This is a genomic window from Paenibacillus piri (assembly GCF_004354045.1).
Taxonomy (GTDB): Bacteria; Bacillota; Bacilli; order Paenibacillales; family NBRC-103111; genus Paenibacillus_S; species Paenibacillus_S piri.
The window spans coordinates 743664-764631 of record NZ_SMRT01000001.1 but is presented as its reverse complement, the minus strand read 5'-3'; the positions used below and the strand labels follow the sequence as shown (position 1 = coordinate 764631).

The window sequence follows — 20968 nt, the reverse complement described above, 5'->3', positions numbered from 1 at the left end:
TTCGATGAAAAAAGCTATTTTGGGATTTTCATCCCCCGCTCCGATATGAATTTGCATGTAAAAAGCCGCTTTCAGCTTCACTAATTTAGTGGTGTTGGCGGCGGCTTTGCATATTTTTTTGGGACTGTCTTACCGGTTGATACCGTTTCGGGACGGCCCCCTTACAGTTATCCGACAAGTTACCGTTCAATCAATTCCAATAGCTCGCCGAAGCGTTGGATTTTGGCATGCGCACCTTCCAGTTCCCCGCTGCCGCTCTTGAATTCCGCATAGTCGCAGCCGATGACGGTCAACCCGTTTTTCAGCCCGGCTTCCACATCGGACGAGCGGTCGCCTACCATCCAGGCGGAGCCGATGCCGTATTTCTCCAGCAGCATCCGGACCAAATCGACTTTGGAGCGGGTTTGAAACTCGCCTGCGCTGTACAGCGCTTCGAACAGTTCGTCTACGCCCTTATAGGCGACAACCTCTTTGACATACGATTCCAGGCCGTTGCTCGCGACAAACAAGCGGATTCCTTGCTCATGCAGCGCGGTCAAAGTATCTGCCACGCCGTCGTACAGCTTGCCTTCCCCTTTGACAAGACCTTGGATTTGATAATCCAGCAGCAGCACATCGGCACGTCGGCGGACGGCTTCATCCGACTCCGGCATCACGCGCTGCCATATATGCTCAAGCAGCATACCGAGGCTGCCCAGAATGGCACTTTCCGGCGGAGTCTCCCCGCTGTATAAATTTTCGGCGCGCAGCTGATCGAAGGTTGCATGATAAGCCGGCAGCAGCAGCGTTTCCGTTTGAAAAAGCGTTCCGTCAAGATCGAATATCATCGCTTCAGGCTTTTGAAAAGTAGGCAACAACCATAATCCCTCCCAATTTGACTCATCACTCTATACAAACATGATTTTCTGCGATTGTCAAACGGGGGAATGAAGAAAGCGGGCGCGCGCTTCCCCGCAATGCGGCGAGACGAATGCCCGGTATGATCCGTACTTTTTAAGACCGCTGCGGCCTACTCGAATTTCAGTTTCATGAAATCGTTGTTGCGCAGCGGCTTGTCTTTATTTTCCTGATACCATTTGTTATAGAAATCGTCGATTTGCTTGCCGCCCGACTTTTCCCACAGCGATTTCGCTTCTGCCAGCGCTTGTTCCGGCGTATATTTGTCGCCGCTCACAATCGCTTTTTTCCACAGATCGTTGATCGTGTCCGTATTTTTGTTAATGACAACGAGATCGGCAGGAAGCGAAGGAAGAACCGTCGCATCGTATTCGGTCGAGAACGGAAGGTTAGGATTCAAATATATTTTATCCGCCGTTTCGATGATATTAAGGAACTCTTTCTCCTGCGGAACCTCGGGATTCAGCTTAATTTCGTACTTCTCGCATTTGCCCATCAGCGCCATCGAGCTCAGCATCGCAATATCGTTGGTCATCGCCATTTCTTTCTTGTTTTTTTCCTTGTCGATCGGCTGGGCGCAGCCGTCTTTATCGGTCTGGTAATGCTGGCCCTCCAGCCCATTCTTGAGCGCGTTCATCGTCGGCTTGGATACGAGGAAGTCGACGTATTTCATGGCGGCTTTCGGGTCCTTCGTCTTCGCGTTAATGGCAGCCGTCATCTGAACCGGGAATTTGGAGTTCGGATTGAACTGGCCATACGGTCCCTTCGGCAGCTCGATCGGAATAACCTCAGCGTCCGGCACATTTTTCTTCAACGATTGGTAAATAGCGAACGTCGCGACCTGATCCGCGCCGCTGCTCTGCGCATACATGCCAAGCTTGCCGGTGATCCAGTCCTGCTTGGCCTTTTCGCCGTTTTTATCCGTCAAGAAATCTTTATCCACGAGTCCTTCCGTAAACAGTTGCTTTTTAAACGCCGTAGCTTCCTTGGCTTGTTCCCATGTTTTCTGCAGCTTGCCGTCCTTGGAATAAAGCCCCGTATTTTGAAACATCGAATTGATGACGGAGTCGGCCGTATAGCTGAGGTTGATCGCGTATGTATCCTTGAGGCCGTTGCCGTCCGGGTCCTGCTCGCGGAAAGCTTTGGCCACCTTATACAGCTCCTCCGTCGTTTTAGGCACTTCCAGATTCAGCTTTTTCAGCCAGTCCTTGCGGATAAACAGCAGGTCGTTGGTCTTCATCCCGAGCAAACGGCCAAATTGATATATTTTTCCATCCGGTTTTGTGCCCATTTCCTTCAGGATCGGATATTGGTCGGCAAGCTTTTTGTACTCGGTACTGTCATTTTTAATCAGATCGTCAAGCGGCAGCAGCTGCTTCTGTGCGTACAAATCGTTCATCAATCCGGCATCGTAATCGAACACCAGATCGGGAGCGCTGTCCGATGCGAAGAGCACGTTGAACTTCTGCTTGGACTCCGCTCTTGGAATCGGTACAAACTTCACATCTACCGGACCTTGCCCATTCAGCCATTTCGTCCAGCGGTTGTTGTCCACGGTTCCTTCCTCGGCTGGCACGTTCCCCCGGTCGTAAATCGAGGAGGAGATGCTCCCCCGCTTAGCCTCGCCCTTGGAGTCGCCTTTCGCCGAATCTCCGCTGTTGCCGCAGCCTGCAAGCAGGGCTCCTGTCGCAAGTACCGCGGCCAAACCTCCATAAGCTGTTTTTTTAACATAGACATGTTTCATTCGATGACCCTCTCCTTTTTCATTACACATTTTGAAAATTTTTCTTGCCGCCTCCGGACGGATTATCCTTTGATCGCACCGATCATAACGCCTTTGACAAAATATTTTTGCAAAAACGGGTACACAACGAGCATTGGCAGCAGCATGACAATCACTCCGGCCGCTTTGACCGTTTCCGGCGTTACATCCTTGATGTCGTCCGGCTGCACATTGTTGATTTCCTGAAGAATCGTCTGGCTCTGAATCATTTGCTGCACGAGCACCGCCAAATTCAGCTTGGTCGTATCCTGAATGTAAATCATGAGACTAAAAAACGAGTTCCAATAACCGACGCCATAAAAGAGCGTTAATGTCGCCATAACCGGCAAAGACAGCGGGATAACGATCTGGACAAGCAATCTCAGCTCGCTGCAGCCGTCCATTTTCGCCGCCTCGATGAGCTCCTCCGGAATATTTTCAAAAAACGTTTTCATAATGAGCATGTTGAATGTGCTGATTAAGCCCGGCAGCCAAAGCGCCCCGTACGTATTTAACAGTCCCAGCGACTTGACTACAAGAAATGTCGGAATCAAGCCCCCGCTGAACAGCATCGTGAACACAATCGCCAGCGTCCAGGAACGTCGGGCATAGAAATGGCTGCGGGATAGCGGATAGGCGGCCAGCACGGTAAACAGCATGCTTAAAGCTACGCCGACCACTGTAATGACGATGCTGTTCCAAAACGCTCCCAGTACCCGCGTCCCGTTAAACAGCACGCCGTACGTTTCCCATGTAAAGCCGATCGGCCATAACGTGACATCCCCCGACATGACCGCATGCGGATCGCTGAACGACAGCGAAAACAGATGGACCAGCGGAACCAGACAGCTTAGACCCGCAAGTGAAAGAATTGCGTAATTGCAGAAGTAGAATATATTTTCGCCCCATGAAGCTTTCACCCGGGTTCCTCCTTACCAAAGACTTTGATTAAACCTCCGCGCCAACATATTGGCCGCAAATACGAGAATGAAGCCGACGAACGATTCAAACAGCCCCATGGCCGAGGTCAGGCTGAACTGGCCGCCCTGTACGCCGACACGGTAAATGTATGTGCTGATAACTTCGGCTATATTGAGGACGCTGGCATTTTGCAGCACGTAGATTTGATCGAAGCCGACCTCCAGAATCCGGCCGAGCGAAAGAATAAATACGACGACAATCGTTGAGCTGATGCCCGGCAGCGTAATGTTCCAAATTTGTCTGAACTTGTTTGCGCCATCCATGCTGGCCGCTTCGTACAACGACGGATCGATCGAGCTCATCGCCGCCAAAAAAATAATGGTGCTGAAGCCCGCTTCCTTCCAAATGCTTGACCCTACGAAAATGGCGACCCACGAAAATTCGTCATAGAGAAAACTGAACGTTGTTCCGCCCAGCTTCTGGATCATAAAATTGACCGCTCCGGACTGCTCGGCGAACAGCGCCACAACCAGCCCTCCTACAATGACCCAGGAGAAAAAATGCGGCAAATAGACTAATGTTTGAACCGCCTTTTTAAACCACTGCTTACGCGCCTCGTTCAATAAAATCGCCAGCACGATCGGAACCGGAAACCCGGCAACGATACTTAACAAGCTCAGCAGCAGCGTATTGCGGATAATGTTCAAGGTCTGGGGATTGCTGAACAAGATTTGAAAGTTTTTGAATCCTACCCAGGGGCTGTGCCAAATTCCATCCGCAAAGTTATAGCTTTTAAAAGCCATCACGGCCCCGAACATCGGAGCATATTTGAAGATAGCGTAATAGGCCACAACGGGTAGGAACATAAGTAAGAGCGGAAGGTTTTGCTTAAGTCTTCGCTTTGCATTCAAGCGATAAACCGCCGCCGGTTGCGAATGAAGTCCGGTCTCTCCCGTAGTGTTCATATGGGCTCCTTTCAATCCATGATTTGTGCGCACCTTGGATAGCCCTTACTATAGCGGGGAACGGCAAATACGGCAATCGCCGTCTTTCATTCGATCCGCATATTTCCGAAACCGGCGCTGCCGCTTGAAATATACAAAAATCCGGCGATTGATGGAATTCCGCAGCGGCTGGCGCAATAAGGAAAAAACCCGCTCCACCAAGCCATATAGCTCCGAAGGAACGGGATTTCACAGAGTGCTTACCCTTTGCGGTATTCGCCGGGCGTCGTACCCGTCGTTTTCTTGAAAGCGCGAATGAAGGTCATGGCGTTCGTATAACCGACCCGCAAAGCGATGTCCTGAACGGGCAGCGTCGACTGCTTCAGCAGCTCCTTCGCCCGGGTTAAACGGACATTCGCCAAATAATCGATAAATTTCTCGCCCATCTCATCGCGGAACAGCTGGCTGATATATTTGCCGTTGACCTTGAAGGCATCCTCCAAATGCGACAGGGACAAATCCGGATTATTATAATTCGCCTCGATATATTTGCGTACGCCTTGAATAAAATCATGATGGCTGCGATGTTCCCGGATCCGGGATAGCTTGCGCCCCGTATCGTCCAGGACGCCGAGCACCCGCTGCTCCAGCTCCCCGATCGTTTCGAAGCTGTCGAGCAGTTCATTCAGCGCCGGAATCGCTTCCGCCTTCCACAGCTCCTGCAGCTCGGGCTGCAGCTCCATCATTTCCTTGTACAGATTGTATAGCAAATAATTGAGCAAATGCCGGATTTCTTCGCGCTTATACAAGCCGCTGCCGATTTCTTGAAAAAAGTCGGCCGCGTGATCCTTCCATCTATCGTCGCCCAGCCTGAATGCATGCGCGAGGGAATGGACGTAATCCAGACTTTTATATGCTTCCCCCTGCTTCATCGGGGTATGGCCGCGGTCGATCACCCGGCCGGTGCCTAGCATCGTTTTATAGCTTAAAGCTTCCAATGCGGATTGATGGCTCTGTATGATATCCGACGGCTCCTCCATCGTAAATCCTACGCCTATCGTGACCGTAAAGTCCAGATGCTCCTGCACCCAGCCGATAACTTGGCCGCACAGCCCGGCGACCGGATCATCGGACTCGAGATCTTCCCGGTACTGCAGCAGGACGCCGAGCCGGTGTCCCGACGTCCATTCCGCCCATGTAATCAGGCGATGCGTTTCCCCCAGTTCATTGATCACGCTGCTGAGTACAAATTTGAGCAAATACTGGTCGCGGGTCGAATAAGTTTGACAAAAGTCCGGGTACTTGTCGATTTCCAGCACGGCCAGCCCGATCCGGCCACCATGGCCCGGCAGCTGCAGCCTGTCCATCTCCTGCTTCCACTGCTCACGGCTGTAAATCCGGTTGCCCTCGACAAGCTCTGCAAAGAATAACCGTCTTTTATAGAGCAGCCCCTCCTCGGAGCCCTGCTGAAACTCATTTGCCTGCTCAATCAGTTTGTCGATCGCATGCTCGATGAATTTAAGCGCATCCTTGTCGAAATCGCTCCAGATTAATTGGTTTTTCTTCTTGGAATACGAATTCAGCCTGCTCAGGATGGATTCGATCGGACGATAGCTGCGGCGGGTAATGAAGACGATCCAGATCGTACCGGCGATGACGAGCAGGACGGCGACAATCAGCGCCGTATTATAGACCGCATTGCCCGCCTCGTACCAGTTGCCGTTAATGAGGCCCGTATGAATCGTAAAGCCGCTGTACTCCGACGTGAGCCGAACAAGCTCGACGCCGCTCTTCACCTCGGGCGTGTCCAGCAGCATCTGACCGTCCGTGCCGCTGATTTCGGCGTAGCTGACGTTCGCATTCGACATTTCCATGACTAGCTCGTGCAGCTTTTTCGTTTTGACATTGACGACAAATACCATTTCTACCCCGGAGCGCAGCGGGATTTTCCGCACGAGAGTAATGACGGGGACGGCAGCGTCCGTCCCGGGTATTTCCTTGTAGATGCGCTTGGACGTCCACGGATGCTCGCGCATCGCGTCATATTCCGGCCTGGCCGCCTCTATCGCAAACGCCCCGTCTCCGAACTGTTCGATCGGACGAATGAAATTGTCCGAGACGACCTTGCGCTCCTCCGGACGAAAGATGTAGATCGAATCGATCAGCGAGCTGCTGTTGTGCATCCGCTTGATTTCGTTGGTCACCTCGTATTCGACAAAATGGTCGTTCATCGAAGGCGCGTCGTAAATAAACTGGCTCAGCTTATGGTTGTTGTACATTTCGTTGACGAGCATTTTTTCAATATTTTGCAAATCATAATCGATCGCCTGCAGTACATGCTTGGCAAATACTTCGTTGGCGCTGCGGGCCGAAGCTTTGGATTGGTGGTTCAGCGTGTAGGTCATCAATAATGACAGCAAAATAATGACTATAAAAAAGACAGGCAAATAATAAAGCAGTTGTCGGTACAGCCATGGTTTTTTCATAAGATCCCCAATTTGTCAGAATGAAAGCAGCCGATGCGGCTGCGGCGGGCTTAAAGCCCGGCCGTTCCGCCGGCCTTGCAAAGCAGCCGCCTCTACGAAGTCATGCTTGCCTTTTGATTTTATTTCATGACAGGGACAATCCGCAACAACGAAAAATAAAGTAAGATAAATTTTACAGTGAAGCTTGTGTTCCACACACTAAGCCGCTACAAGCCGTCACGATCCTCCCTAAGCCGTCCAGGCCGTCCCATTGCCCATCCATCCATAAAATGCCATAATAAGATTATTATTATATCGATTGGGGGATTGGCCTGATGCAGCAAAACTATGGCAATCATAAAAAAATAGACCCGCTTTACCATTACGTGCTCGCCTTGCTTACTCTGCTCGTATTGGTCGGCTCGGTCTGGTTCTTAATCGCTTCCGGGGGCGGTCTCGAAGGGCTGCTCTTGCTGGTCATCGCGCTGGCGATGGTGATCATCGTTGTATTGGTGCGCAGCTATGCGTTAAAGGCGCAGGACCGCGCGATCCGCGCCGAAGAAAACATGCGCCATTACATGCTGACCGGCAAGCCGCATGATCCGAGGCTAACGATAGGCCAAATTATCGCCTTGCGATTCGCCGGGGATGAGGAATTTGCCGATTTGTCCCGCCGAGCCGCGGAAGAGCGGCTGCAGCCGAACGACATCAAAAAAGCCGTCACCCAATGGAGGGCGGATCATAACCGGCTGTAGCTTGTCCGATTGGCATAACTTTCCTCCCCGCGAATAGGGGGAATACGCCGCCCGTGCGTCGAATGAAGTCTGGATAGGAATACAGCGCATTCATTCAAGCGGGAGGCGTAGTTCATGCTGTTTCTCGATCAAATTTATAACAACCGGCTGTTTAGAAAAATGGTGTTCGGCCTGATCGCCGTTGACACTGGAATTATCGTCGGTCTTATCGGTCGATAAGGAAGCGAAGCAACGCGCGGCGCAAATAAAAATCCCCGATTGACTACACCGCGTGCTCGCGGGGCAGCCGGGGATTTTTTAGCGTCCGTTTTACCGTCCTTAAAGACGTGCGCGTTTGTTAAAGTTGGCAAAGTAAAGTATACAACCTGTGCTTTACAACCTAAAAAAACTTCGCCTGCTCCGCCTAAGCGAAGCGAATGGACGACCTCACGTTCCCGCAAATATTTCAAACCGTCTTGCAAATCCACATCATCCGTCATATCGATAAGCCACTGATAAGCAGCCCTCACATTCTCCACCAGCATCCATAGGTAAGCTGGTTCTTTGATTTCTAGTAATTTTTATCTAAAAAACCCGAAAAATCAACAAATATTCATTCGTCCAATTACATATATCGCCAAATTTTTAAATATATTGTATGATTTAGTAGATCATAAGAACTACAGCAAATCCTCCAGCCTATGGAGAAAATTTATTGGGGTTGTCAATAATGTGGGCATTACTAGGGTTCATGAGTTTTCTTGGATCTATTGGTTGCTTAGTAGGAGCAATAATAGAGCTAATTCGAAAGAGAGGGTTGCACAAAAGATACTTTATACTTTCCGGTTCATTATTCGTCTTGTTTATTGTTGCTATAATCGGTACACCTAAAACCCCGGCAACAGAAAATCCTTCCGAATCGGTTTTTGTGAGTTCGTCTACCCCGGCTACTGGTGGTATAGTCAAAACAGAGGCGAAGGTAAGCGAAGAAGATCAGAAAAAAGCAATTCAAGATGCTGTACTGGAATTCGAAAAGTCAGCTTATGCTTTGGAAGAATCCATTAAGCCGGTAATGGATAGATACACAGAAGTGATTAATAACCTAGGGAATGGTAAATATACGATTAATGATGCGTATGAAGCAACCACAAATATTAAAAAAACAGTAAAGCCTTACAATACCAAATTTAATGATTTGCCTATTCCAAAAAACTTACCACCGGAAGTCGAAAAACTTTTGACTAGTTCGCGCAGCGACTTATCTACCGCTTATTATGTAAAAGATAAAGCTTTTGACGCGGCATTAAAATACTTGGATAACCAGAAGCCAAGTGATCTGCAAAAGTTTAAAGAAGAGAACGATTCCGCTCAACGATTCATTATTAGTGGAGTAAGAAAACTTCTGGAAGCTAAAGAAAAGGTTGGTCTTGAATTTGCTCCCAATAAATAACAGTTTTTCCCAAATAAAGCCCTCGTTCCAAAGAACGAGGGCTTCCCGTATTTGCAAGCTTAAAAAAACTTTTTCGCCTCCTGCTCCGACTTCAAAATTTCGACCGCCTCGCGGAAGCGAAGCGAATGAACGACCTCGCGTTCCCGCAAAAATTTCAGACTGTCCTGCAAATCCACATCGTCCGTCATATCAATCAGCCACTGATATGTAGCCCGCGCCTTTTCCTCCGCCGCAATATCCTCGTACAGGTCGGCTATCGGATCCCCTTTTGCCTGAATATAAGCCGCGGTCCACGGTACCCCGGAAGCGTTATTGTAAAACAGCGCCCGGTCATGCGAAACGTAATGGTCGTCCAACCCCGCAGCCTTCAGCTGCTCTATGGATGCATCCTTGGTAAGCTTGTAAACCATCGTCGCGATCATTTCGAGGTGAGCGAATTCCTCGGTCGATATATCCGTCAGCAAGCCGACCACCTTATCGGGAATCGCATAACGCTGGTTCATATAACGAAGCGCCGCCGCCAGCTCGCCGTCCGCTCCCCCGTACTGCTCCATCAGCAGCTTTGCCATCCGCGGGTCGCATTTGCAGACGCGCACCGGATACTGCAGCTTTTTCTCGTAAATCCACATGCTCCTTGCTCCTCCCTTCGCGTTTCATATTAGGATGCGCGACTTACACCTGCCACGGCCAAGGCGTTTCCACCCACTGCCATGGATGCCGGGAATAGCTGCGTCCGTAGCTTTGCAAAGGCCCGAATTCCATTTCAAACTGATGGGCGAGATGCATTCGTTTTTGCGCGCATTGATTGTACTGCTGAAGAGCCTGGCCATCGAGCGGATGGGTGTCCAAATATAAAGTCAGTTCGACCAATACAAAATCAATGGCCTGCAGTTCCTGCAGCATCGAATAATAATGCTCGGGCAACTGATATTTCAAAGCAAGCTCACTCCTTCCAGGTCTGATATTTCGATTCATATGGACTGTACAGCATCGGCCACAGCGTTCCCTTCATTAAAGCTTCCTGCGGAGTGAATTGAGGCAAATTCATCGGTTGAAACGGAATATACAGCTGAGGCGGCGTACTATATGTTTTTATGCGAATCGGGGGACAAGGATCAAACGGACTGACATAGGGATACCACGCCTTGACTTGAGAATACACACTCAATACCTCCTTCTTCGGTAACAGAACCGCTATCCTTATGTATAGCGGCTTATCTCGTCCATTATGAATGAAAAAAACCTGGCGACACCCGCCAGGTTTGGTTGTTCAGCGCGGTACGGCCCAGGACGACGTCCCGGCCGGCAGCCACAGCTTCACAGCTTAATATTCATTTGCAGCAAGCCTACGCGGCGCAGCGCCTGGTACACGATAATAAGCACCGGGCCGAGTATCAGCCCGATCACGCCGACAAGCTTGAATCCGATGTACATCCCGACCAACGCAGCTAACGCGTTGATTCCTACCGCTTCCCCGATTATTTTGGGCTCGATCAGCCGGCGGAACAGCATAAGAATCACTAATAAAATAAGAAGTCCTATACCAAGAAACATGTTGCCCGCCAGCATGCAATACAACGCCCATGGAATCAGCACCGCGCTCGCCCCCAGCACCGGCAGCAAATCCACGACGATAATGAGCAATGCGACCGCAAGCGGATAATCTACCCGCAGCAGGAATAGTCCGATCAATGTAACGATATATGTAAGCAAGCTAATCAGCAGCTGGGCGAACACGAAGCCGAGAAGCGCGCGCCGCAAATCATGCAGCACGCTCGTCACCTTATGCCGCGACTTCGTCTCGAACAATTGCATAAAAGATTGGCTCAGCGCGGGCAAACCGAACGAAATCAAGTACAAGCCGATCACGAACACGATAAAAAAGACGAACAGGTTCGGAATCGTCTTGGCAATATCGAGGAAATATCCGGATACCGCGGTGATAATATCTTTAATGTTTTCCGTAATCGTGTTGATCCCCGTCTCCACCAAGCTCTGCATCTGCTCGGCCAATCCGTCCGGAAGCGTGGAGTAAAACAGCCGGGTCTTTTCCGAGGTGTCGTCAAAAAAACGCTGCGCATTGTTCAAATAATCCGGCGCATTATTCCAGAACTGGACAAGCTCCGAAACCATCTTCTGCCCGACCATGTAAAAAAACCCGAGAATCGCGCCCGTAAACAATGTGCATATCGCCGCTGCTGCCAGTCCTCTGTTTAGCCGGGCGTACTTCGTCAGCCATAGGATCGGCCGTTCCAGGAAAATTGCCGCCACCAATGCCATCAGAAAAGGAAAACCGATCGTAAACAGCCCGTAAATCAGTACTACGCCTATCGCGCAAAAGAATATCGTTCTGACTGACATGCACCGGCAGCCCCCTCTATTCCGTCGTTGAATTGCTTAGACGCGCCTGCGGATTGCGGCGGGTTATCGACACTCGCATAATCCGCAGTCTTCGGACCTCCGTTATTTCAAATACAAAATCGCCGTACTCCAGTTTTTTACCTTTGGATACAATCCCCTCAAACCGAGTAAACAGCCAGCCGCCGATCGAATCGACGTCTTCGTCCACGATGCCGAGCGACAGCATGTCGTCCAATTCCTCCAGCAGCACGCGCCCGTCGACGGAATAAACGTCGCCCCGCTTCTCGACGCTCGGCCGTTCGAACTCGTCAAATTCATCATGGAGTTCTCCGACGATTTCCTCCAGTATATCGTCAGTCGTCAGCATGCCGGCCGTTCCGCCGTATTCGTCGACGACAATGGCGAGCTGCGAATGCCTCCGCTGCATCAGCCTCAGCACGTTGCTGATTTCGGCGGACTCCGCAACCATCAGCACCGGACGTAAAAAATCGGCAAGATCGTAAACCTCTTCCGGATCGGCGGTCAGCAGGTCGGTAATATGAACGAAGCCGATAATATGATCCTTGTCCTCCGTCGCCACGGGATACCGGGTATGCTTCGTTCTATAAACAAGCTTTAAATTTTCCGCGAACGGGCTTTCCAGAAACAAACAGTCCATATCGGTCCGCGGCAGCATAATTTCCCTTGCCACCCGGTCGGAAAATTCAAATATATGTTCAAACAACGCCAGCTCGTCCTTGTCGATATGGCCGCTTCTCGCGCTTTGATTCATCAGGATGCGGATTTCTTCCTCCGTATGCGCCGCTTCATGCTCCGAGGCGGGTTCGACCCCGATCATCCGCAGCAGCCGGTTGGCCGCATGGTTCAAAACCCAGATGGCCGGAAAAAACAGCTTGTAGAAGTAGAGTAGCGGCGCCGAGAGCCACAAGGAGGTTTGCTCCGATTTTTGAATCGCCAGCGATTTGGGCGCAAGCTCCCCCAATACGATATGCAGAAACGTAATGGTCACAAAACCGATAAAAACGGAAAGCGCGGAGCTGTACCAGGCCGTTTCCAAATGTAGCAGACGGAACAGCGGGTCTACGATCAAATGGGAGATCGCCGGTTCGCCGACCCAGCCCAGACCGAGCGAAGCCAGCGTGATGCCCAACTGGGTGGCCGATAAGTACGCATCCAGCTTTTGCGTAACCGCCAGCGCATATTTGGCCTTGCCGACGCCTTCGTTTTGCAGCTGCTGCAGCCGGGATTGTCGCACCTTGACCAAAGCGAATTCAGCTGCGACGAAAAAACCGTTCAACAGGACAAGCAACAAAACAATGCACACGTAGAGAGCGATCAAGCTCCAATTAAAGCCGCTATCATTCAATTATATTCAGACTCCTTTTCGCTTTTGACATCTATTTTGAATATGTCGCCATCGCGATCAGCCTTTCAGCGGAGCTTGAACCCATGGATTCCCGTCAGGATGCCGAATCTTCCACAGCTTTTCGGGTCGTAAAATCAACATCCTTATAGTAGGAATCGACAACCAGCAGATTAGGCCCGCAGCATTGGGCCGCAGGGCAATAGCAGTCGACGGAACCGTTCAGCGGATGCGTCTTCCATTTTTCGAATACCTGCTCCAGCGTATCCGTATGAATGCTGCCTTGGGCGGGAACATCGGAAAAGTCGGTTACATAGACATCGCCTGTGAACAGATTCACATTCAGACGGTTGCGGCCGTCGGGATCGTTGCGCACCGTAACGTTGCGCTCCCGGCGCAGCCTGCCGAGCAGACGCCGATCCTCTTCGAGGCTGCTGCAGGCATAAAACGGCAGCGTACCGAACAGCATCCAGATGTCGGGATCGCGGCTGTCCAACAGCCGATGGATGGAGGCGCGGAAATCGTTCAGCGAGAGCAGCGGCAGGTCGGCGGCAAACGAGCTCGGATACATCGGGTGCACCTCATGACGTCTGCAGCCCATCTCCGCGATAATCCGGTGTATATCCGGCAGCCGCTCGTGCGTACGGTAATTAATCATCGATTCGGCCGATACGAACATGCCGCCGCGGCTGAGCGCAGCCGTATTTTCCATCATCCGCTCGTACAGCTTCTCCGAGGTCTCGCGCTGAACCGGACGGCCCGCACGGACAAAGCCAACCCGATGAAAGTCTTCCGCCGATGTGTAATTAAAAGAAATATGCATCACATCCAAATAGGGCGCCATCATTTCATAGCGGGTCAGGTCCAACGTCAAATTGGAATTCAGCTGTGAGCGAACGCCACGCTCCCTGGCATATTTTAACAGCGGGACGATATAATCCCGCACCGTTGCTTCATGAAAGCTCGGCTCGCCGCCGGTAATGCTGATCGTCTCCAACCGATCGACCTGATCGAGCCGTTTCATCACCTGGGCGAGCGGGATACGCGGTCCTTCCGTCATCGTTAACGTTTCCCCTACCGCACAATGCTCGCAGCGCATATTGCACAGATTCGTCACGGTCAGCTCGACACTCGTAAGAACGTGCTTCCCGTGCCGCTGCAGCGAACGGATCGGATCCCACGGATCGTTCTGAGGGGTAATGGCTGTAGCCTCGGGATTTATTTTATGTATCATCTAGTATTTCACACCTGACTCTTAAGTTATTTTTACCACCTATTGTAGCTTATGACGCCTAAAAATGAAAATGAAACTGAAATCGCAGCCAAAGCAAATCGCCGCTTCCCTCCTGTTCAGGCGGTCGGCGGCGATTGAACGATATGAATGATGGAATTACGGCGATATACATGATTCAGAACGATACCATTTCGGACTCGTTCACACCGGTGATCATCAGCGACAGCCTTCTGGACAAATCGACGTCCTGCGGCGAGCTGATCTCTTCTCCGGCTTCATTTGTCAGCAGCCGTACAATCGGCCGCTGCGGAACGATATTGTTCAAACCGACAACGGTTCCGGATTCCCCGGTATTGAGCGTAACGGTCAGCCCGATCGGATAAATCGCGATTTTATCGCGAAACAATTCGATCTTGCTTATATCGTAAAGCGATTCCGTGCCGGTAAATATAACCTCCATCGCTTGATGAGGCAGCATCGCTTTGCGGTATACCCGGTGCGTGGTCATCGCGTCGTAGGAATCGACCAGCCCGATCCAGCGCGCATAGTCATGGATTTCAGAGCCTTTCAGTCCGCGCGGGTACCCGCTCCCGTTCAGCCGTTCATGATGCTGGAACGCGCAGTGCGCGGCGAGAAGCGGAATATTAGGCTCGTCCTTCAACAGCAGGTAGCCGTATTCGGCATGCTTCTTGATGCAGGCGAACTCGTCCTCGGTCAGCTTCGCATTTTTGCGCAGCAGCTCAATCGGAATTTGCGTTTTGCCGATATCATGCAGCAGCGCTCCAAGGCCAATCGTCATCAGCTCTTCACGGTTGTAACCGTAAGCCATCCCCAGCATTGTTGTATACATGCATACGTTCAACGAATGCTGGTACAAATAATCATCCATGACGCTTATATTGGTCAGCATGATCATCGCATCACCATGGCCGCTCAAATCGTCGATAATCAGACTCATGACGTCGCGAAACACCCTACCCAGCTGCACAAAGCCGACCGACTTTCGCTTGGCTGAATCATCCATCAGCTTGCGGAAAGCGGTGCGCACTTCCGAAATGGCCCGCAGTCTCGTCCCGTCGCTCAACATGTCCGGAATTTCTATATCATCCGTGCGAGGATCGGCAATGTAGATAAAATCGATTCCGTGTTTGCCCAACCGATTAATCAGCATTTGCGTCAATTCGACTTGTTCCCCGAGAAGAACCGTTCCTTCTTCGTTGTATATTCTCTTCCCCAGCTTCATCCCGGGTCGAACCATGTTCAAAGGCAGCAAACGCATATGTGCAACCACGTCTTCTTTCATCGGAAGTTGAGAGTTACCTAAGCATAAATGTACTGGATTCATTTGAAAAGAGCAATAAGTAAATTCCATAATTCGACAATTTTTTTAAACCCTCTGACAAAAACAAGACGGTTCACGCTGCGCTGCGCGATATACGGAACGCGAGTTTTACGGATAAAAAGCGCCTTCGGATGTCCATCGTGCTTGAAGATTGCGTAAAGCTAAAACTAACAGTTGTACGGCTTTTCAATACGAGCTAAAATAAAATAGGTTTGTACAAAAAAAGTAGGAGGCTTTTATGCTAAGTTATTGGGTTTCGATCATCCTGGGTATTGTAGAAGGGCTTACCGAATTTTTGCCTGTTTCTTCGACGGGCCATATGATTTTAACGCAAGCTCTGCTCGGTATTCCTGAAGAGAATGAGATGCTGAAAGTTTTTGAAGTCGTCATCCAGTTGGGCGCCATCATGGCGATCGTCGTGCTGTACTGGAAACGAATTCTCCGACTGTTCGGTCTGCAAAAAGACCCTGAGCGGACCGGCAAAAAGCAGCTGAATCTCATCCATATTTTAATCGGTATTTTGCCGGCGGGGATAGCCGGATTATTGTTGAACCATTGGGTCGACAAATATTTGTTCAGTCCGAAAACCGTAGTGCTCAGCCTGATCGTCGGGGGAATATTGCTGATCATCGCCGAAAAATCGACGACGCCGAAGACGGCTGTCGAGCTGGACGATATTTCGTACAAGCAGGCGTTTTACATCGGCCTCTATCAAATATTGGCGGTCGTATGGCCGGGCTTTTCCCGTTCGGGTGCAACCATTGCAGGCGGTATGCTGACAGGCGTCAGCCGGGGCGCTTCCGCAGACTTCACCTTCATCATGGCGGTGCCTCTCATGTTCGCGGCGTCCGGACTGTCGCTGCTAAAGTCGTACCATATGTTTACGATGGACATAGTCGGCTTTTTTGCAGTCGGATTTATCGTATCGTTCATTGTCGCTCTGCTCGCGGTCGTCACCTTTATCAAGCTGGTATCCACAATGAAGCTTACTTATTTTGCATATTACCGTTTTGCAGTTGCCATTTTATTCGCGATTTATTTCATTTTCTAAAAAAACGTTCAGCCCGCCAAACAGGAAAAGGCCGCCCGGTAAATTGCCGAACGGCCTTTTCCTTATTCCGGTTGTACGCTTCATCGATCGGTTTCCCGCGGTCGTTTCCTCCTCAGGACGATGCGGAGTGCCACCGCCGGCTGCGGCTCTGCTCGATCGCCTGCGTATCCTGAAGCTCCAGCCGCAATATGTCGCGGATAAACTCGGGAAGAAAATATTGCACCTGTTCGCCTTTGGACAGCGACGGGTAGCCGACGCCGAACGTGAACATGTCAATGGTAGCGACGTTGTAGTGTTTGTCGGCGGTCAGAAGCTCGTCGCCGAGCCACGCCCGGCTAATTTTTGAGTAGGCCGGGGCAGCGCTATCGTATTCGACCTGCAGGCCGTCGATATTGAGCATGCCGAGCACTTTGCCGCGAAAGCCGAAGCCGAGCAGCGGCTTTTCCATAAATTCAGGCAGCAATGACTGCTCCAGCGCTTGCAATATATGCTCTCCGGCAAGCACCATCCGGCACGGATTGATCGGAGACGGGCATATTTCCAGTAGCCGGCCGGCCGAGACCGGGCCTTGCGCCAGTCCGCTCAAAAACTGGCCGGCATTGACAAGCGCCAAGTCCCCGCCTACCCGCTTCCGCAAGCCGGCGGCAAGCAGGTTGCCAAGCGGAGCTTCCGAATACCATTCGGCCGGCAACGGCTCCTGCAAATAAGCGACCTCGCGCATCAGCACTTGATCGGAGCTCGCTTTGTAGCGCCTGATGATAGCCGACACCCGATCATCATCTGGAGCGGCATCTGCGGTTTTGGCGGCGTCTGCGCTGTCGGCGGTGTCCGCTTCAGCCCATGCTCCGTTATGTACCTGCCGGACATAGCCTTCCATTGCAACGGGCTTGCGTGTCAATGCGTCCATCCGCACATCCACGACACCGTAATATTGACCGTATTTGCCGGCGGCGCAAATCATGGTGCTGCCGATGCGCAGCGGCTTTTCCAGCAAATGATGCGTATGCCCTCCGAGGATAAGATCGATGCCCGGGATGTCGGCGGCCATCCTTTCGTCGTTGCGCAGCCCCAGATGGGACAGCACGATAACGAGATCCGTCCGGGGGCGCAGCTCGCGGACCAGTTGGGCCGTCACCGCAACTGGTTCTTGAATGGCCCAGCCCAGCAACCGGTAAAATTCCGTGAAATAGGCCGTTACACCGATCAAACCGATGCGTATGCCGGCTTTTTCGACAATGTGATACGGCACACCCCATGACGGCACCCGGCCGGTTTCCGCATCGAGCAAATTGCTGCACAATACTTTAAAGCTGACATCGGAGCCGTATAGCGCCTCCAGCTCATGCGGCGTAAAGGTCAGCCCTTCATTATTGCCGATCGTCACCGCCTCGTAGCCGGTTTCGATCATGACGGCCCTGTTCGCCGAGCCGCAGCTGCCTTCCGTTTCCGGCCGCATGCGGTCGAGGTGGTCGCCAATATCCAGCGTAAGCGTATGCTCTGCGCCTGCTGCGGCGCGAAGCTCTCGGAAGGCGGAGGCAATGGGCGGCATCTGTTCAAAATGGCTGTGAAGATCATTCGTGTGAAGGATCCGCAGCCGCACCTGCGGTGAAGTCATTTCAGCCACCCTCCTTCTATATGTATCAAGCCGTTAACGGCGTTTATCCCGTATATTGTATCCTGCCAGGTTCATTAATTTTCTTCGGAGGTCCGATAAATTTCAGAACGTTCCCCTTCCCGCTTCTTATTCATCGGACTTCCAGCCCTTCTATTTTTTCAGCTTAAGCTCTTCAATCGACACTTCGTTTTTGAAGCCGTAAGTCGCTTTCTCAACGGGATGCCGGTAGCCGAATCGGATCGACACGACGCTCTTCACGTTCAGGCATTCGCTGCTGCCATCCGGGACGTACAGCCGAATCGGGAATCCCTTCTGCAATGGAGCGCCGTTCTGCTCATACAAGAAAACAGCTTGATCCAGCTCATCCCATGGGATCGTCGCCTGAAATTCATCGACCGCCTCCACGGTCATAAAAAGAGGCTCGCCTCCGTTTTCCTCCGGCGAACGCTGCCGTCTCTGCGCGCGGTACCAAGCTTTTACATCGAATGCCCGACCCTCCACACCCGGCACCCGGTCCTCCAAAGTCACATGCAGCGGCGCCGCCTGCTTCAATTCCTCCGTCGATAACTGCGCATTCCCGATCGCTTCATCCCATATGCTAATTTTCATCGCTAAACCTCCATCGCCCGACTTAACCTGCTTCATCCTTTTCAAGTAACCCTTATTATACCATTAACCCGTCAAGTTATGGTATGCTTAAATAGCCCGGCAAAGTGAAGCTTTGGCTTCGCTGCGTATTCAGGAATGTACAATTGCAGCATTTCTTAGCATCCTTTCACAATCGTTGCTGTGGAATAAATCTTTTTCAATGAAACGAAAACCCATCAGTTCAACTTATATAATTAAACTCCGGACCGTAGTCCGATACTGGGGTGATCTTGAATGAAGCTGCACATATACGTATTCGCCGGACTCGCTGAGCAATTGGGCGGCCCGTTGGTTGAGCTCGATTGGGAGCAGACGGATCCGCTGACGCCGGCGCTTTTAAAGGAACGGTTGATGGCTTGCTACCCGCAGGCGGCCGCGGCGCTTAGGCATGCTTTCGTCGCTGTAAATCAGAGCTACGCCGAGGACGACCTGCCGATCGGGATTGGCGACGAGATCGCGGTCATTCCGCCCGTTTCCGGCGGGCAGCCGCAGCTTGCGGAAATTACCCGGGAGGCGATCTCGGCAGAGGCCGTCAGTGCCAAGGTGATGCATCCGAACAACGGCGCGGCGCTGACGTTTATCGGAACGACCCGCGAATGGACCCATGGCAAGCGCACCGTCCTTTTGGACTACGAAGCTTACGAGCCGATGGCGCTCAAAACGATGCAGCAAATCATCCAGGAGATCGGCGAACGCTGGGATGGCGCCCTTTGTGCGGTGACCCACCGGCTCGGCCGCGTCAATATCGGCGAAATCAGCGTCGTCATCGCCGTTTCCGCACCGCACCGTGATGCGGTTTATGAGGCCAGCCGGCACGCAATTGAACGGTTGAAGCAAATCGTGCCGATTTGGAAAAAAGAAATTTGGGAGGACGGCTCCGAATGGAAAGGCCACCAGCAGGGACCTTGGAATCCTTTAACATAGGCAGCGGGCCGCACCGCCCGCCGCATTTAATCTGCAAATAAGGAGACATTGACATCATGAATATCGAAACCGATAGCGGGTCTATACAGACTTACCGATCAAAAGGTTCCAACGAGCCTAACGAGCCCCTTGTACTTAACAGCCCCGTTTCAACCGACGCTCCAACGGCTTTTTCGGCAGCCCGTTACTCGCGGCAGCTGCTGTTCGCTCCGATCGGCGAGCAGGGCCAGGCCAAGCTGATCCAATCCCGTGTGGCGATTGTCGGGATGGGGGCGCTAGGAACTGTGCTGGCCAATCATATGGTGCGGGCCGGCGTCGGCTTCGTCCGGCTGATCGACCGCGATTTTGTCGAGGCCAGCAATCTGCAGCGCCAAATGCTTTACGACGAAGCGGATGCGACCGCATCTGCGCCGAAAGCGATCGCTGCGGCGGACCGGCTGAAGCAGGCGAACTCGCTCGTCGAGCTCGAACCTGTCGTATGCGACCTGAACCCGACCAATGCCGAGGAACTGCTATCCGGCGTCGATCTGATCCTCGACGGCACGGATAATTTCAGCGTTCGCTTCCTGATCAACGATGTTAGCCAGAAGCTGGGCATTCCTTGGATATACGGCGGGGCGGTCAGTTCGCGCGGCGTATCCTTGACCGTCATCCCCGGCGTAACGCCGTGCTTGCGGTGCCTGTTCGGACAAGCGCCTGCCCAGGGCACGACCGAAACCTGCGATACGGCCGGCGTAATCGGTCCGATCATTCATACCGTCGCCTCGCATCAATCGACCGAGGCGTTCAAGCTGCTGGTGGGTGCAAAGGAACAGCTGAACCGCAAAATGGTTCATTGGGACTTATGGTACAATCAACATTCGGCGGTTGATGTCAGCAAAGCACGCAGATCGGATTGTCCCGCATGCGGTCAAGGCCAGTACGATTATCTCGATCAGGAAGCGGCCGACGATACAATCCAAACGATGTGCGGCCGCAACTCCGTGCAAATCCAGCCGGTTCACCGGGCCGTATTCGACCTGGCCGAGTGGGCGGAAAGATGGAGGCCGCTGGGTACTATAGAATCGAATCCGTTTTTGTTGAAGCTGCATCTCGATGAAACCGTTACTTTAGTCTTATTCCCCGATGGCCGCCTGCTGGTACAGGGTACGGACGACCCCGTTACCGCAAAAAGCCTTTACAGCCGCTATATCGGCATGTAGAGCAAGCATTCACCCCGGGTATATGAAAGGCTTCATTATTTTCATATTGCCATAA

General features: G+C 51.8%; 19 protein-coding genes and 1 pseudogene. 5 read left to right on the top strand and 15 right to left on the bottom strand.

The features are described from left to right. Window positions 1-179 precede the first annotated feature (179 nt). The 5 genes from E1757_RS03285 to E1757_RS03265 all read right to left on the bottom strand — a co-directional run bounded on the left by E1757_RS03285 (window position 180) and on the right by E1757_RS03265 (window position 7010). Window positions 180-827: an HAD family hydrolase gene (locus E1757_RS03285; RefSeq protein WP_133225686.1), complete on the bottom strand. Its 648-nt coding sequence runs from the start codon at window positions 825-827 to the stop codon at window positions 180-182. A 182-nt stretch (window positions 828-1009) separates the two neighbouring features. Then, window positions 1010-2641, bottom strand: a complete 1632-nt coding sequence (locus E1757_RS03280; RefSeq protein ID WP_165971935.1) for an extracellular solute-binding protein — start codon at window positions 2639-2641, stop codon at window positions 1010-1012. 62 nt (window positions 2642-2703) lie between these two features. Continuing rightward, entirely contained in the window at window positions 2704-3579 is an 876-nt protein-coding gene (locus tag E1757_RS03275) for a carbohydrate ABC transporter permease (RefSeq protein WP_133225373.1), read from the bottom strand. 12 nt (window positions 3580-3591) lie between these two features. Beyond that, window positions 3592-4545, bottom strand: coding sequence for an ABC transporter permease (locus E1757_RS03270; protein WP_133225372.1), 954 nt, complete (start codon window positions 4543-4545; stop codon window positions 3592-3594). Window positions 4546-4784: 239 nt separating this feature from the next. Beyond that, window positions 4785-7010, bottom strand: a complete 2226-nt coding sequence (locus E1757_RS03265) for an AraC family transcriptional regulator (RefSeq protein ID WP_133225371.1) — start codon at window positions 7008-7010, stop codon at window positions 4785-4787. Window positions 7011-7324: 314 nt separating this feature from the next. Between E1757_RS03265 and E1757_RS03260 the strand changes: the two genes are divergently transcribed. Then, window positions 7325-7744 carry a DUF6526 family protein gene (locus tag E1757_RS03260; protein ID WP_342774509.1) on the top strand — a complete coding sequence of 140 codons (420 nt, stop codon included), beginning with the start codon at window positions 7325-7327 and terminating at the stop codon, window positions 7742-7744. A gap of 353 nt (window positions 7745-8097) precedes the next feature. Here E1757_RS03260 and E1757_RS03255 read toward each other — a convergent pair. Continuing rightward, window positions 8098-8259: pseudogene (locus tag E1757_RS03255) on the bottom strand (manganese catalase family protein); the annotation flags it as partial. Window positions 8260-8453: 194 nt separating this feature from the next. On the opposite strand from E1757_RS03255, the gene E1757_RS03250 reads away from it, so the two are divergent. Beyond that, window positions 8454-9173: a hypothetical protein gene (locus tag E1757_RS03250; RefSeq protein WP_133225369.1), complete on the top strand. Its 720-nt coding sequence runs from the start codon at window positions 8454-8456 to the stop codon at window positions 9171-9173. A gap of 59 nt (window positions 9174-9232) precedes the next feature. Here the strand turns inward: E1757_RS03250 and E1757_RS03245 are convergent, their stop codons facing one another. The 7 genes from E1757_RS03245 to E1757_RS03215 all read right to left on the bottom strand — a co-directional run bounded on the left by E1757_RS03245 (window position 9233) and on the right by E1757_RS03215 (window position 15410). Next, complete coding sequence (locus E1757_RS03245) at window positions 9233-9802, bottom strand: manganese catalase family protein (RefSeq protein WP_133225368.1); 570 nt, start codon at window positions 9800-9802, stop codon at window positions 9233-9235. Between the two features lie 43 nt (window positions 9803-9845). Further along, the gene (locus tag E1757_RS03240) at window positions 9846-10148 is read right to left on the bottom strand and encodes a spore coat protein CotJB (protein WP_133225367.1); all 303 of its coding nucleotides are present in this window, start codon (window positions 10146-10148) and stop codon (window positions 9846-9848) included. After that, the gene (locus E1757_RS03235; protein ID WP_133225366.1) at window positions 10117-10335 is read right to left on the bottom strand and encodes a spore coat associated protein CotJA; all 219 of its coding nucleotides are present in this window, start codon (window positions 10333-10335) and stop codon (window positions 10117-10119) included. The genes E1757_RS03240 and E1757_RS03235 overlap by 32 nt, the downstream gene beginning before the upstream one ends. Before the next feature lie 155 nt (window positions 10336-10490). Then, window positions 10491-11534 carry a sporulation integral membrane protein YtvI gene (gene ytvI, locus E1757_RS03230; protein WP_133225365.1) on the bottom strand — a complete coding sequence of 348 codons (1044 nt, stop codon included), beginning with the start codon at window positions 11532-11534 and terminating at the stop codon, window positions 10491-10493. 16 nt (window positions 11535-11550) lie between these two features. Continuing rightward, a complete protein-coding gene (locus E1757_RS03225; protein WP_133225364.1) occupies window positions 11551-12900 on the bottom strand; it encodes a hemolysin family protein in 1350 nt (449 codons plus the stop codon). A gap of 94 nt (window positions 12901-12994) precedes the next feature. Then, entirely contained in the window at window positions 12995-14131 is a 1137-nt protein-coding gene (gene yfkAB, locus E1757_RS03220) for a radical SAM/CxCxxxxC motif protein YfkAB (RefSeq protein ID WP_133225363.1), read from the bottom strand. 175 nt (window positions 14132-14306) lie between these two features. Next, window positions 14307-15410 (bottom strand): HD-GYP domain-containing protein, encoded by a 1104-nt coding sequence (locus E1757_RS03215; RefSeq protein WP_133225362.1) that lies wholly within the window; start codon window positions 15408-15410, stop codon window positions 14307-14309. 301 nt (window positions 15411-15711) lie between these two features. On the opposite strand from E1757_RS03215, the gene E1757_RS03210 reads away from it, so the two are divergent. Next, complete coding sequence (locus E1757_RS03210) at window positions 15712-16524, top strand: undecaprenyl-diphosphate phosphatase (RefSeq protein ID WP_133225361.1); 813 nt, start codon at window positions 15712-15714, stop codon at window positions 16522-16524. Between the two features lie 112 nt (window positions 16525-16636). Here the strand turns inward: E1757_RS03210 and E1757_RS03205 are convergent, their stop codons facing one another. Both E1757_RS03205 and E1757_RS03200 read right to left on the bottom strand, forming a co-directional pair. Beyond that, on the bottom strand, window positions 16637-18139 hold the full coding sequence (locus E1757_RS03205) for a bifunctional metallophosphatase/5'-nucleotidase (RefSeq protein WP_133225360.1): 1503 nt from the start codon (window positions 18137-18139) through the stop codon (window positions 16637-16639). A 150-nt stretch (window positions 18140-18289) separates the two neighbouring features. Next, window positions 18290-18748: a molybdopterin-binding protein gene (locus E1757_RS03200; RefSeq protein WP_133225359.1), complete on the bottom strand. Its 459-nt coding sequence runs from the start codon at window positions 18746-18748 to the stop codon at window positions 18290-18292. A gap of 273 nt (window positions 18749-19021) precedes the next feature. Between E1757_RS03200 and E1757_RS03195 the strand changes: the two genes are divergently transcribed. After that, window positions 19022-19711, top strand: coding sequence for a molybdenum cofactor biosynthesis protein (locus E1757_RS03195; RefSeq protein WP_133225358.1), 690 nt, complete (start codon window positions 19022-19024; stop codon window positions 19709-19711). Between the two features lie 56 nt (window positions 19712-19767). After that, complete coding sequence (locus E1757_RS03190) at window positions 19768-20913, top strand: ThiF family adenylyltransferase (RefSeq protein WP_133225357.1); 1146 nt, start codon at window positions 19768-19770, stop codon at window positions 20911-20913. Window positions 20914-20968: the final 55 nt, after the last annotated feature.

Coding starts and splice junctions, on each gene's coding strand:
- ytvI (WP_133225365.1), bottom strand. CDS start 11,534: ATGTCAGTCAGAACGATATTCTTTTGCGCGATAGGCGTAGTACTGATT.
- E1757_RS03265 (WP_133225371.1), bottom strand. CDS start 7,010: ATGAAAAAACCATGGCTGTACCGACAACTGCTTTATTATTTGCCTGTC.
- E1757_RS03195 (WP_133225358.1), top strand. CDS start 19,022: ATGAAGCTGCACATATACGTATTCGCCGGACTCGCTGAGCAATTGGGC.
- E1757_RS03245 (WP_133225368.1), bottom strand. CDS start 9,802: ATGTGGATTTACGAGAAAAAGCTGCAGTATCCGGTGCGCGTCTGCAAA.
- E1757_RS03250 (WP_133225369.1), top strand. CDS start 8,454: ATGTGGGCATTACTAGGGTTCATGAGTTTTCTTGGATCTATTGGTTGC.
- E1757_RS03190 (WP_133225357.1), top strand. CDS start 19,768: ATGAATATCGAAACCGATAGCGGGTCTATACAGACTTACCGATCAAAA.
- E1757_RS03200 (WP_133225359.1), bottom strand. CDS start 18,748: ATGAAAATTAGCATATGGGATGAAGCGATCGGGAATGCGCAGTTATCG.
- E1757_RS03205 (WP_133225360.1), bottom strand. CDS start 18,139: ATGACTTCACCGCAGGTGCGGCTGCGGATCCTTCACACGAATGATCTT.
- E1757_RS03260 (WP_342774509.1), top strand. CDS start 7,325: ATGCAGCAAAACTATGGCAATCATAAAAAAATAGACCCGCTTTACCAT.
- E1757_RS03210 (WP_133225361.1), top strand. CDS start 15,712: ATGCTAAGTTATTGGGTTTCGATCATCCTGGGTATTGTAGAAGGGCTT.
- yfkAB (WP_133225363.1), bottom strand. CDS start 14,131: ATGATACATAAAATAAATCCCGAGGCTACAGCCATTACCCCTCAGAAC.
- E1757_RS03280 (WP_165971935.1), bottom strand. CDS start 2,641: ATGAAACATGTCTATGTTAAAAAAACAGCTTATGGAGGTTTGGCCGCG.
- E1757_RS03270 (WP_133225372.1), bottom strand. CDS start 4,545: ATGAACACTACGGGAGAGACCGGACTTCATTCGCAACCGGCGGCGGTT.
- E1757_RS03215 (WP_133225362.1), bottom strand. CDS start 15,410: ATGCGTTTGCTGCCTTTGAACATGGTTCGACCCGGGATGAAGCTGGGG.
- E1757_RS03240 (WP_133225367.1), bottom strand. CDS start 10,148: ATGAATCGAAATATCAGACCTGGAAGGAGTGAGCTTGCTTTGAAATAT.
- E1757_RS03285 (WP_133225686.1), bottom strand. CDS start 827: ATGATATTCGATCTTGACGGAACGCTTTTTCAAACGGAAACGCTGCTG.